Source organism: Veillonella intestinalis (assembly GCF_943193155.1).
GTDB lineage: Bacteria > Bacillota > Negativicutes > Veillonellales > Veillonellaceae > Veillonella_A > Veillonella_A intestinalis.
Genome location: NZ_CALPDB010000006.1, coordinates 74,763 through 87,811, shown reverse-complemented (window position 1 = coordinate 87,811; position 13,049 = coordinate 74,763). Strand labels below are relative to the sequence as shown.

The 13,049-nt window shown below is 40.1% G+C and carries 11 protein-coding genes; all 11 read left to right on the top strand.

The genetic code is table 11. The features are described 5' to 3' along the window. Positions 1-6: 6 nt before the first annotated feature. Entirely contained in the window at positions 7-651 is a 645-nt protein-coding gene (gene fsa / locus NFR44_RS08145) for a fructose-6-phosphate aldolase (RefSeq protein ID WP_251443515.1), read from the top strand. Between the two features lie 57 nt (positions 652-708). After that, on the top strand, positions 709-1,674 hold the full coding sequence (glpX, locus tag NFR44_RS08140; protein ID WP_251443511.1) for a class II fructose-bisphosphatase: 966 nt from the start codon (positions 709-711) through the stop codon (positions 1,672-1,674). A 171-nt stretch (positions 1,675-1,845) separates the two neighbouring features. After that, a complete protein-coding gene (gene murA, locus NFR44_RS08135) occupies positions 1,846-3,108 on the top strand; it encodes a UDP-N-acetylglucosamine 1-carboxyvinyltransferase (RefSeq protein WP_251443509.1) in 1,263 nt (420 codons plus the stop codon). Further along, the gene (locus NFR44_RS08130) at positions 3,080-4,258 is read left to right on the top strand and encodes a rod shape-determining protein (RefSeq protein WP_277612540.1); all 1,179 of its coding nucleotides are present in this window, start codon (positions 3,080-3,082) and stop codon (positions 4,256-4,258) included. Before murA ends, NFR44_RS08130 begins: the two co-directional genes overlap by 29 nt. A gap of 240 nt (positions 4,259-4,498) precedes the next feature. After that, a complete protein-coding gene (locus tag NFR44_RS08125; RefSeq protein ID WP_251443506.1) occupies positions 4,499-5,902 on the top strand; it encodes a phosphodiester glycosidase family protein in 1,404 nt (467 codons plus the stop codon). A gap of 54 nt (positions 5,903-5,956) precedes the next feature. Further along, complete coding sequence (locus tag NFR44_RS08120; RefSeq protein ID WP_251443503.1) at positions 5,957-6,259, top strand: biotin/lipoyl attachment domain-containing protein; 303 nt, start codon at positions 5,957-5,959, stop codon at positions 6,257-6,259. Positions 6,260-6,277: 18 nt separating this feature from the next. Beyond that, positions 6,278-8,323 carry a SpoIVB peptidase S55 domain-containing protein gene (locus NFR44_RS08115; protein WP_251443500.1) on the top strand — a complete coding sequence of 682 codons (2,046 nt, stop codon included), beginning with the start codon at positions 6,278-6,280 and terminating at the stop codon, positions 8,321-8,323. 311 nt (positions 8,324-8,634) lie between these two features. Continuing rightward, a complete protein-coding gene (locus tag NFR44_RS08110) occupies positions 8,635-9,396 on the top strand; it encodes an MlaE family ABC transporter permease (protein ID WP_251443498.1) in 762 nt (253 codons plus the stop codon). A gap of 26 nt (positions 9,397-9,422) precedes the next feature. Continuing rightward, positions 9,423-10,178, top strand: coding sequence for an ABC transporter ATP-binding protein (locus NFR44_RS08105; protein WP_251443495.1), 756 nt, complete (start codon positions 9,423-9,425; stop codon positions 10,176-10,178). Next, positions 10,179-11,486 (top strand): MlaD family protein, encoded by a 1,308-nt coding sequence (locus NFR44_RS08100; RefSeq protein WP_251443492.1) that lies wholly within the window; start codon positions 10,179-10,181, stop codon positions 11,484-11,486. It begins immediately after the preceding gene. A gap of 18 nt (positions 11,487-11,504) precedes the next feature. Continuing rightward, the gene (locus NFR44_RS08095) at positions 11,505-12,992 is read left to right on the top strand and encodes a TolC family protein (RefSeq protein WP_251443489.1); all 1,488 of its coding nucleotides are present in this window, start codon (positions 11,505-11,507) and stop codon (positions 12,990-12,992) included. The last annotated feature ends 57 nt before the right edge of the window (positions 12,993-13,049 follow it).

Below are 13,049 nucleotides of genomic sequence, written 5' to 3'. Positions count from 1 at the left end.
GCTCTTATGAAAATCTTTATTGATACGGCCAACTTTGATGAAATTAAAGCAGCCTATGAAATGGGTTTTATCGCAGGGGTAACTACCAATCCATCCTTAATTGTTAAGGAAAAACGTGATTTAAAAGAAGTAATTAAACAAATTGCTGATTTAGTAGAAGGTCCTGTTAGTGCAGAAGTTATTGCTACAACAGCGCCTGAAATGGTGAAAGAAGCTCATGAACTTGTAAAATTAGGTAGTAATGTAGTGATTAAAGTACCTATGACAGAAGAAGGGCTAAAAGCAGTATCTATTCTTAGCAAAGAAGGCATTAAAACAAATGTTACTTTGATATTCTCCGTTAACCAAGCTTTATTAGCAGCACGAGCAGGAGCTACTTTTGTTAGTCCTTTTGTAGGTCGTATTGATGATATGAGCATGGACGGTATTACTTTGATTGAAGATATTGCTGAAGTATTTATGGTGCATGACATTAAAGCAGAAATTATTGCTGCTAGTGTACGTACACCAATGCATATGACACAATGTGCTAAAGCGGGTGCTCATATTGCTACAGTGCCATATAAAGTGTTAACTGCCTCTATGAAGCATCCGTTAACGGATGCAGGCCTTGCTAGATTCTTAGCCGATTGGGAAGCAGCCAATAAATAATGGGAACAGGTGTGGCCCTGCCTATGTAAAACGGGCATTTTAAGGAGGTAACGAACTGTGGATAGAACATTAGCTTTGGAATTCGTACGTGTAACAGAAGCTGCAGCGCTTCGTAGTGGTCGTTTATTAGGTCGTGGTGAAAAAGACGGCGCTGATCAACTCGCTGTAGATGCTATGCGCCAGACCTTTGATACTGTGCCAATTTCTGGTACTGTTGTTATTGGTGAAGGGGAAATTGATGAAGCACCAATGTTGTATATTGGTGAAGAAGTAGGTGCTGGTGGTGAAGCTGTAGATATTGCGGTGGATCCTATTGAAGGGACCAACCTAATTGCAAAAGGGCAAAATGGTTCTATTGCTGTATTAGCTATAGCACCTAAAGGTGGCCTTCTTCATGCACCAGATATGTACATGCAAAAATTGTGTGTAGGTCCTCGTGCTAAAGGGGTTATCGACTTAAATGCTAGTGTTACTGAAAATCTACGTCGTGTAGCTGAAAAAATGGAACGTGGTATTGATGATTTAACCGTTGTTATGTTAGATCGTCCACGTCATGAAGAAATTATGCGTGAATGCCGGCAAGCTGGTGCTCGTATTCGTTTGATTACTGACGGTGATGTAAATCCAGCTATGGAATGTGGTCTTGAAGGTTCTGGTATCCATATGGTTATCGGTACTGGCGGTGCTCCAGAAGGCGTGTTGGCAGCAGCTGCTTTGAAATGTACTGGTGGGGATATGCAAGCTCGTTTGTTACCAGAAAATGAAGAAGAAGTTCGTCGTTGCCATGCTATGGGGATTACGGATTTAAATAAAGTATTAACAATTGATGATTTAGTACATGGAGAAGATGTTATTTTCTCTGCTACAGCTATTACTGAAGGTAATATTTTAGCTGGTATTAAATATTTTGCTGGTGGTGCTCGTACTGAATCTGTAGTAATGCGTTATAAAACAGGTACAGTTCGTTTTGTAGATACTATTCATCGTTTAGATCGCAAATTAAAATCCATGAAAGCTCGTTAATTGTTAAAAATTCAGTGATTATAAGGGGGAGCCTTCGTAAGAAGGTTCCTCTTTTTACGTCTATAGGGTACTTGCTGAACAAGCTGATTTAAAGTATACTATAAGGTAGAATTTATGGATAAAACTATCTTGACTATAGATGAATAGATTGCATTATGGGAGGAAGTATTGTTGGAAAAGCTCATCATTAACGGAGGTAAACCGTTGAATGGTCGCGTACGTGTAAGTAGCGCTAAAAATGCGGTGTTGCCGATTATTGCGGCCACTATGTTAGCATCGACACCAAGTCGATTAGTAGAAGTGCCTCATTTAGAGGATGTACATACAATTTGCGAAGTAATCGCCTCTTTAGGGGTTAAAGTTACTAGAGATGAAGCTAAGGAAGAAATTAGATTTGATGCCGCTAACATTACGGCTACAGAAGCTCCCTATGAATTAGTACGCCGCATGCGGGCGTCCTTTTTAGTGATGGGGCCTTTATTGGCGCGTCGTGGGGAAGCGCGTATTTCTTTACCTGGCGGCTGTGCTATCGGTAGTCGCCCGATTGATTTACATTTAAAAGCCTTTGAAGCTTTAGGTGCTACTATTGAAATGGGTGATGGTTATGTATTAGCTACTGCACCAGAAGGTCTAAAAGGCAATCAGATTTATTTAGACTTCCCAAGTGTAGGCGCTACAGAAAATGTGATTATGGCAGCGTCTATGGCAGAAGGTAAGACTATTATTGAAAATGCTGCTGAAGAACCGGAAATTGTTGATTTAGTAACCTATTTGAATAGTATGGGTGCTGATATTCGCGGTGCTGGTACTAATGTAATTCGTATTCAAGGTGTTAAAGAGTTAAAAGGAGCTACTCATACAGTAATTCCTGACCGTATTGAAGCGGGTACATATTTAATTGCAGCGGCTATGGCTGGCGGCGATGTATATGTAGAGAATGCCTTGTCAGAGCATTTGAAACCAGTTGTAGCTAAGCTTAAAGAAGCAGGCGTGCGTGTTGAAGAAGACGTAGACGGCATTCGCGTTGTTTCTGATGGACATGTGAAGGCTGTGGATATTAAAACATTGCCATATCCAGGATTTCCAACTGATATGCAAGCACAGTTTATGGCCTTTACTACTATTGCGGAAGGTACAAGTACAGTAATGGAAACGGTATTTGAAAACCGTTTTATGCATGTAGATGAGTTGAAAAAAATGGGTGCTCAGATTCGTATTGAAGAGCGTCGTGCTATTGTTGATGGGGTGTCTAAATTAAAGGGCACTGAAGTACGGGCCACTGATTTACGAGCTGGGGCTGCCTTAGTTTGTGCTGGTTTAGCAGCTGAAGGGGTTACCAAAGTAACACAGTTATCTCATATTGACCGTGGCTATGATAACCTAGTAGGCAAATTAAAAGGGCTAGGTGCTGACATTGTTCGGGTGGACGAGTAAGAAGAAAGTAAGTCGTGCTGACGTTTTGCAGAAGCGGGCGGAGCGACGCAAACGAAGCACGCAACCTATTGCTACGACAACGCCTAAGAATCAGAGTCGTAAGAATCGCACTAGCATTTCACCGTTTGAACGCTTAGCTTTGTGGTGGGCCTACGATATCGGCATTGACTTGGGTACAACTAATGTTTTGATTTTCATAAAAGGTAAAGGCGTTGTTCTTGATGAACCTGCTTATGTAGCTTGGAATATTCATACTCATGAAGTAGTGGCTGTCGGTGAAGATGCACGGATTATGTTAGGGCGAACACCAGCTGATATTGAAGTTATTCGACCGCTTCAAGATGGGGTTATCAATAATTATGACATGACGGAGTTTATGCTTCGTTATTATATTAAAAGTGTATTGCCTGCCTCAACATTATTTAAACCTCGTGTAGTAATTTGTGTTCCTTCTGGCATTACACCAGTGGAAAAACGTGCTGTTATTGAAGCCGTACTACAAACAGGGGCGCGTAAAACGGTGCTTATTGAAGAACCGTTGGCCGCTGCATTAGGCACGGGTTTAGATAAAGCCGCCTCAGCAGGGGCGATTGTTGTGGATGTAGGTGGTGGCACTACGGACGTAGCCGTTCTTTGCACTACTGGTGTAGTAGTGAGTAAGTCCCTTCGGATGGGGGGCGATAAGTTTGATGAAGCCATTATTGACTATATTAAACGTCGCCGCAAATTACTGATTGGCCGTCGCACTGCTGAAGAAGTTAAGATTGCTATTGGTACTGTAGACCGAAAAGCGCCTATTGAGGAAATTACCGTACGAGGACGCGACATCGTTAGTGGTTTGCCACAGGCGATTACAGTAACATCTAAAGAAGTACAAAAGGCTCTTGAACGGCCAGTAAATACTATTTTGGAAGGGATTAAGGATATCTTAGAGAAAACCCCGCCAGAATTAGTAGCAGAAATTTGTGATCATGGTATTATTTTGACCGGTGGCGGTGCGCTTATCAGTGGTTTTGACCGTTTGATTACACGTGCTATTGGCGTGGCTGCTTATTTAGTAGATAATCCAAGATATTCTGTTATTGTAGGGACGGGACGGGCCCTTCGTGAAATGGATCGCTTCCAAGATAGTTTGGAAGAATTACAATAAAATATTAGCTATACATTATGAGTGAGCTCTTTAAGAGCTCACTTTTTATATGGGGATATTTCATCATTTCAACGAGTGGATATGATATAATAAAAAATAAGGCTCTTTATTTTTGCCGTTTTAAGGCGTGTGTATATAATAAAATATATATATTTTGAATATATGAATTTGTATTTGTGAAGGCTGTTAGTGTATTGCAGTCTGTAAGGGATAGAGTAGGTAATCATTTTAGGAGGGACTATGAACGCATATAAGCAAAAGCTCAAAATAGCTGTGTTAGCAGGTCTTATGGGAGCGGGCGCTTTATTTCATTGTACTGCTGCAGATTTGACAGCCGTTCGTGCAACCAATGAAATGGGGCAGACGAGAGTCGTTTTAGATATGCAGGGTCTTCCTGATGGCTGGAGCTCCATTTATAATGAAAAAGCACAGCAGTTAAAAGTACATTTGCGAGATACTACTAATAAGACTACTGGTCCCGTTCAATATAATAATCGCACTACTGGGGTGTTAAAAGGTGTGAGTTTAAGCACTACTGACGATGGACTTGATATGAGTCTGACAGTGAATCAAAATGTGCGACACCATATTTTTACATTAAATCAACCAGATCGTGTTGTTCTTGATTTGTTTAATACATATGAGCAACGGACAATGAAGACTTTGAAATCTGGTGTAACCTATACTCAGTGGGATACGAATACTGATACAGGTCGAGTGAAGGTTGATGTATTAGAATTTGTTCCTTCAGAAGGGGGTAAGCGAATAGAGGCTGCGGGCGATGGCGAAGTGTTACAAGATGTGGCGCCTGCAGGTGCTATTGCTGTAGGGTTAGTAAATGTAGACACAGTTAGAGATAAGTTTAGTGCTGAAGACATAAACGGTAAAATTGAACCTGAAAGAGGTCAAGCTGATGGCGTAAATATTTTAAAAGCTTCAGCGATTACGCCTACTGCAATGATTCAGTATATACCAAGTCAAGGTTATGTATTTTCATTAGAGACGCCAACCTTGCAATTAACTGAAGGTGAAACATCATATATTGTAAATGGTGTTAATAAACCTCGTGGTGAAAATGAATTAATTGCTTATAATACGGATTATGGGACGTATACCCATACCAATGTATACGGTCAAGAAGTGACGATTCGAAAGAATGTAGTAGTGGCTAAAACAAAAGCTAATTCACCTATTACGACTGGGGATATTGTATTATCTGCTCATGGCACAATGATACCAGTATTGGATAAACTCATGATTGGTGATGTGGTAGATTTACAAATTATAAAACCTGTAGTTTCTATTAGTAGAGCCGGTACACTAGTTGCTGAAGGACAGGCTATTGTTTTACGTGATTCAGTAGTAACTGGCCATGATGATGGTCAATTTCGTGGACGGACTTTACTAGGGGTAAACCCTGACGGCACATTAATTGTCCTTGCAGCAACCGGTAATTATCGGGCGTATACAGGTATTACTTTGCCGCAAGGTGGTCGTTTGCTTAAAAACTTAGGCGCTATTAATGGCTTAGATATAGGGGGGCAAACTGATACTGATATATGGGTTAATGGCACCTATTTACACCGTGATCAAACGGCGAATGGCCCCGCTCAATATACGCACTTTCTAATCTTTCCCCAATAAATTTGCTATTTCGTGTTATAATATATATAGACGTTAGTCAAAGGAGGAATTTATATGAAAAAATATATGAAATTTTTTGTAATGGCTGCTATTGGCTTAAGCGTAGCAACCGGCTTTGTTTTCAATGCCTCCGCAGCCAATGTCAACCAAGAGTCAGTGTTAACTGGACAAGTAGTGTCGGTAGTACCAGTAGGTACTGCTGTTAAAGAAGGGGATGTACTTGTTACTGTTCAATCTTTAACGGGTCCAATGCCAGCTGCTCGTTCTACGGTTAACGGTGTAGTTACCAATGTATCCGTAAAGAATGGCGATCAAGTAACACGTGCTCAGGTTGTAGCCGTGGTTGATGGTAAATAGTATAGAGAGGAGATATGAATGAAGTTCATTCGTTCATCACGCCGGTATATGAAAGGTGTACTGGCGCTTTTCTTTTATTGTACAGTAGCATCTTCAGCGCAGGCTGTTGATTTCTTGCCTGTGTCAGATGTGCGTACGGGAATGGAAGGGCATGTTGATACCGTTGTGACTGGTGACGATATATCCAGTTTTAATTTAAAAGTATTAGGTGTTATGAAAGATCGTGGCCCTTCAGGTGATTTGATTTTAGCTAAGTTTTCAGGCCCTATTATGGATCAGACCGGCGGGATTGTTCATGGCATGAGTGGTAGCCCTGCTTATATAAATGGCAAATTAGTCGGTGCTGTTGCTTATGGTTGGGGCTTTGCTGATGGCACGATTGGTATGATTACACCGATTGAAGATATGGTTAAGATGTGGAATATTCCTTATGAGAAAAATCTAGCGAATCCTTGGCGTGATAGTCAGTTGATTCCTTTGGGAACTCCACTTATGGCATATGGATTTGATCCAGAGTCCTTAACATATATGAAAAATAAATTGCCAGATTATCAATATAGTACCTATGATACGGCGGCTGCTGATGGTGATGAGGTAGCTAAACCCTTGAAGGCTGGCGGTTCAGTGGCAGCGTTGTTAGTCGATGGGGATTTAAAATTAGGTGCCATTGGTACTGTTACATATGTAGATAATGATAAAGTAGTTGCTTTTGGACATCCCTTTTTGAAACGTGGATCTGTAGGTTACTTTATGCATAATGCCTCTATTTTCACCGTTGTAAAAAGTGTGGATTCTGGATTTAAGTTGGGCTCAATGGGTGCAGAAGTTGGGGCCATTACAGAAGACCGAGGGGCCGGGATTGCTGGTACTTCAGGAAAAATTATCAGTGGGATTCCGATGGGCATCACTATTCGCGATTTAGACATGAATCATACTCGTGAAGCAGGTGTAAAAGTGGTAGAAGCCGATGAGTTGACACCAACTTTAGGAGCCACTGCTATGTATAGCTTTTTAAGTAAGACCCTTGATCGCAGCGGTGAAGGTACTTCTACTGTAACGGTGAAGATTCAACCAAGAGATAATAAAATACCTATCTTAGAGAGAACTAACATGTTCTATTCGTCTGAATCCATTGGCGTAAAAAGTGTAGATGAATTTTATAATATTTTAGATGCGCTTATGAATAATCGTTTCATTAATTATGAAATTGCAGGCATTCAAGTAGATGCAGCGGTTACTAAAGATACGAAGACGGCTATGATTGCAGATGCGACTTTGTCACCGGCTGTAGCATCTCCTGGTGATACGATTGTTATTAATGTTAATTTACAGCCGTTTCGTGGTGAACCGGTAACTAAGGAAATTTTCTTCACAGTGCCAAAGGATCAACCACTAGGTGAAGTGACCTTAGAAGTTCGTGGTGGTGGCGTTATACCATTGCCGTATCTGTTAGAAAAGCAAAAATACAATTTAACAGATGAAATCATTCGCCGTTTGAAAACGTATAAAGATTTTGACGAGTTCTACAAGGAATTACGCAATACTGATACGAATAATCAGATTGTGGTTGAAATTTTAGAAGATGGCGTAAGTATGGTTGAAGACGGTGATAGTACAACGACTAAGAGTGCTAAAATTGATGGTGTAGAAGATACTCCAATTCCTGGGGCTGTACCAAAGGCTAAAGCTAAGGAAAATATTCCAGGTATTGATGATAAAAATGACAAAGAGCCATATAAAGCTAAAATCGATACAGAGTATGTTATTCGTGGTGACGGTCAGTTTGTCTTAACGATTATGTCACCAGCTGATCGAGATAAAGCCAAAGCAAAACTGGCGAAAGAACATGCTAAAAAGTTAAAAGAAGAATCAAAGAAGGAAGAGGCTAATAAGGACGCAGCTACAAAAGAGGATTCTAAAAAAGCTGCTTCTGAGCCAGCCACGGCAAAAGATAGTGTTAGCACTGAAAAGGTAGAGGACAGCCATAAAGAGGACGTAAAACCAACAGAATCTGAAAATGAAAGTAGTGACTCTACTGTTTCTGATGAAACAAATACTAATTAGGCTAAAGATTTGGCCTCCGCATACAAAAAGCTATATGACTAATCTGACTTGATTGGTCATATAGCTTTTTCTTTATTTTGGCATATTCTTAAACAAGAATAAGGGGAGTATGAATGATACATGACCCAAATTGTAAAAGAAGTGAAAATTTTTAAAAATAATCGAAAAAAATAGGCAGTTTCCTCGTTGGTACTGATGACAATGCGTCTAGTTTTGTGCTAAAATGAGGGGTAGTAATCATGTTCAGTAAAATTTTTGCTAACATGGAAATTGAAAGCTGAATAGGCTTAGTTGTAAGAGGAGGAATATCCTTGCATTGGATAGAAGCGATTGGCCGAGAAGTACTGCTGTGGTTAACGCGTTGTGGCGAAGCAGTTATTTTAATTGGACAAACAATAAAACAATTACGACAGGCTAACTGGCGGCATGTTATATATCAAATGGCTCATTTGGGTGTCGATTCGCTACCTATTATTAGTTTGACATTATTATTTGCTGGGGCTGTTATGACCTTGCAAATTACAGATATTTTGATTCGCTATGGCGCTCAAGGTACTGTTGGTGGCATTATGGCCATTGCTATGGGGCGTGAACTGGGGCCTGTTTTAGTAGGCGTCGTGCTAGCCGGGCGTGTAGGGGCTGCTATTACTGCTGAATTAGGGACTATGAAAGTAACCGAACAGATTGATGCGCTTAAAGTGATGGCTGTTAATCCTATTGGTTATTTAGTGGTACCCCGTGTAATTGCTTGTATGATTATGGTGCCTATTTTGGCCTTTTATGGCGTGCTTATTGGCATTGGTGGCGGTTATGTAGTGGCTACTGTGTTCAAAGGCATGGCGGGTATGACCTATACAGATTCCATTCAATTATTTGCCGTAACTAGTGATTTAACCTATGGTTTAATTAAGGCCAGTGTATTTGGGGCCGTTATAGCCTTAGTGGGGTCCTACAAAGGTATGTATACTAAGATGGGAGCCGCTGCGGTTGGTAATTCGACAACTAGTTCGGTAGTGACAAGTATTATTTTGGTATTTGTACTCAATTACTTTTTATCGTTGTTGTTATATTAAATTAAATAGAAGTTGAGGATAGATTCATGATTGAACTGCAAGATGTGGTAGTGGCCTATGAAGACCGAGTCATTCTTGATCATGTGAATTTAAAAATAGAAGATGGTGAAACCTTGGTTGTTCTGGGTGGTAGTGGGGCCGGTAAAAGTACAATTTTACGTCTCGTTATTGGTTTACAACAACCAAATAGTGGCCGAATTCTTGTAGATGGAACGAATGTAGTTGGTTTAGCTGAAGATGAGTTCAATAAGGTACGTGAAAAAATGGGCATGGTATTTCAATATTCTGCCTTATTTGACTCTATGACTGTCTCAGAAAATGTAGCCTTTGGTTTGCGGCAACATACAGAAATGAAAAATGCTGATATTAAAGATATTGTGCAAGAAAAGTTAGATTTAGTTGGTTTGCCAGATACAGGCGATTATATGCCCAGCGAATTATCTGGTGGTATGAAAAAGCGAATTAGCTTGGCTAGGGCCATTGCCTTAAACCCAAGTATTATCTTATATGATGAACCTACGTCAGGGCTTGACCCTATTACGTCAGGGACCATTAGCCAATTGATTCGAGGTATGCAAAAACATTTTCACTGTACCTCTATTGTAGTTACGCATGATATGCAATCGGCTTTTTATGTGGCGGATCGCATCGCTTTATTGGATAATGGTAAATTTATTGAAGTTTCGAGTCCAGCGGAGTTTAAAAAATCTAAGAATCCGTTGGTACAACAGTTTATACATGGCGGTGATATGCTTGAAACCGCAGATAGGGGGATCGAATAAATGAAGTGGAGCACGGAGGCTAAGGTAGGCTTGTTTACCGTAATTGGCCTTTGCTTATTTGCGGCTTGTGTCATATTCCTAGGTCGATTAGAATTATTTCAACCGCCGCAAATGCAGATTATTGGGGAATTTCAGTCTGTAACAGGCTTAAAGACAGGCAATCAGATTAAGTATTCTGGTGTCGCTGTAGGGCGTGTAACGGATATGGAAGTAACCGCCAAAGGGGTTACTTTGACGATGGAAATTAAAGAGGATACGGAGATTCCGGTAGATTCTGAATTTATTTTAGCTAATGATGGAATTTTAGGTGATAAGTTCATCCAGATTACACCAGGTCATTCAAAATCGTATTTAAAAGACGGTGATAAGATTCGTGGTGATGGTCAAAGTGACATTGATAAGACCATGAAACAAGCTACGGTATTGATGGAAGAAATCAATAAAACGGTAGGTTCCATTAATAATATTATTGGTGATGTGCAAACTCAGACGTCTTTGCGTAATGCTTTGCGGACTACAGAATCCATCGCTAATAATACAGCTGAACTTACAGCTCGAATGAATCAGATGGTAGCAGCTAATGAAGGTAATTTAAATGAAATTACTGCTAATATGGCGAATATTACTCGTAATATGACTGATGTAACGCAACAATTAGATACCTCGTTAACGGAATTAAATGGTGATGGTCAAGCGGCTAGTGATATGCGAGCAATTTTAAGTAATTTAAAAACGACTACCACTAGTTTAAATAATATGGCTGCCTCTATGGAAGGGGTCGTAACAGATCCACAAAGTAGTAAGGATATTAAAGAAACGTTGCATAATACAGCTCAATTGACAACGAAGTTAAATCGTCTAACTGGTGGAGATGTAGATAGCCGTGATGATTCTGGAAAAAAGTACCCTTTTAAGGCTAGCGCCAATATGGAGCTGTTATATAACACTACTTTAAATAAATATAATCCAAATGCAGATTTTCGTTTGCAGTTTGGCAAGAGTATGTTTACTTTAGGGGCGACTAATATTGGTGACGATAGTCATTTAGAACTTACTTATGGTAAGTTTGTAGCTGATGATTTATTATTCCGTGGCGGACTCTTTGATGGTGATGTGGGCATCGGTTTAGATTATGGTTTAAATGGCCCCTTTGTTATCTCAGCAGCTGTTATGGATTTAAACGATACACGTTACCGTATTCGCAGTGAGATTCGTTTATTTGAAGACACCTATGCGGTGGCGCAATTTATTCGACCTTTTAGTGCTGAAAACGGTGGTAATTTCTATGGCATTCGACATGTCTTTTAATACTTGGAGGTAATAAGGATGGTAAATAAAAAAGCACTCTCTTTGGCTGTTATGTTAGCGTTAACAGCTACTAGCGTATGGGCAGCAGATACTACAACAGGTGATAGTACAGTAACAGATAGTAAACTTAAAAAATATCAGCAAGCGGCCTTAGTTACAACACAACAAACAGTAGCGAATAAAATAGCTACCGATGAAGTTATTGGCGATAAAGTATCGTTAACATTGCCTCATACAGTAGCATTAGCTTTAAATAATAATCGTGATGTACGTCAAGCTGGTTGGGCTTATGAAGCAGCTAAAGCACAAGTAAGTGCAACGGCAGCAGCTAAAAACCCTACAATTAGTTATGGCTATAGTGGTGGTCGTGGTAGTAGTACCAGTCAAGTAACTGGTGCTACCGTAGTAGGTGAATCTGCTAGTAATACATTTACCTTAGCTGTACCTATTTATACTGGTGGCAAGACAGAAGCAGCTATTGAATCAGCACGATATTCTCGTGAAGGTTATAATGCAGCCTTAGAAGCTGAGCGCCAAACGGCTAAATTAACGGCGGCTACTAACTATTTTACGCTCATTCAGGCTCGCAATAAGGTAGATATTGCACAGCAAGCTGTAAAAGATTATGATGGGCATTTAACGAATGTTAATCAACAATATAATGTAGGGATTGTTGCGAAGTCCGATGTATTAGCATCGCAGACTTCCTTGGCTAATGCGCAGACTTCTTTAGTAGAAGCTAAAAATGCTGCTGATTTAGCAGAAGCAACACTTAATAATTCCATCGGTTTACCTGTAAATACTAGTGTTGAAACAGCGGATAGTACCCTTGGGTATAAACCTTATAATGTAGGTCTTGATGAAGCTCAGGCTTATGCAATGCTTCATCGTGCAGAACTTGTTCAGAGTACGATGGCTGTAAAAGCAGCAGAAGAAGCTATTAAGTCGGCTAAATCAGGTTATTTACCAACCTTAAGTGCTACTGCAAAGCAGGCTTGGTCTGGCAGTGACTGGGGTGGTACCGATAATGACAACTGGACAATTGGGGCAGCTGTATCCTGGAGTCTATGGGACGGTGGCGCTACTAAAGAAACCATTAAAGTGCAAGAAGCAAATTTAGAAAAAGCAAAAGAAGCTAATTATCAAACTATGGATAGCATTAATCTTGCAGTTCGTAAGGCCTACTTAAATATGAAGTCTGCAGAACAGACCATTCAAAGCACTAAAGTGGCGGTAGAACAAGGGCAAGAAAACTTCCGTATTGCATCCTTGCGTTATCGTGCTGGCGTAGGTACTAACCTTGATGTACTAGATGCAGAAACAGAGTTAGAAACAGCTCGTAATAATTATGTAGATGCTTTATTTAATTACAATATTGCGGTAGCTTCTTTAGAAACAGCTATGGGCGTTCCTTTAGAAACACCAATTGGTGGTGCGGAAATGTTAGTTAATGAAGCTAAGGCAAGTCAAATGTTATCTGCTTTAGTAGCTGACGCTAGCAAATAAAGTGTATTTTAGTGTGGGGATTGCTGTATAATAATAGTGATATAACCATAACCAATA

Coding starts and splice junctions, on each gene's coding strand:
- NFR44_RS08105 (WP_251443495.1), top strand. CDS start 9,423: ATGATTGAACTGCAAGATGTGGTAGTGGCCTATGAAGACCGAGTCATT.
- NFR44_RS08125 (WP_251443506.1), top strand. CDS start 4,499: ATGAACGCATATAAGCAAAAGCTCAAAATAGCTGTGTTAGCAGGTCTT.
- NFR44_RS08115 (WP_251443500.1), top strand. CDS start 6,278: ATGAAGTTCATTCGTTCATCACGCCGGTATATGAAAGGTGTACTGGCG.
- NFR44_RS08095 (WP_251443489.1), top strand. CDS start 11,505: ATGGTAAATAAAAAAGCACTCTCTTTGGCTGTTATGTTAGCGTTAACA.
- fsa (WP_251443515.1), top strand. CDS start 7: ATGAAAATCTTTATTGATACGGCCAACTTTGATGAAATTAAAGCAGCC.
- NFR44_RS08120 (WP_251443503.1), top strand. CDS start 5,957: ATGAAAAAATATATGAAATTTTTTGTAATGGCTGCTATTGGCTTAAGC.
- NFR44_RS08100 (WP_251443492.1), top strand. CDS start 10,179: ATGAAGTGGAGCACGGAGGCTAAGGTAGGCTTGTTTACCGTAATTGGC.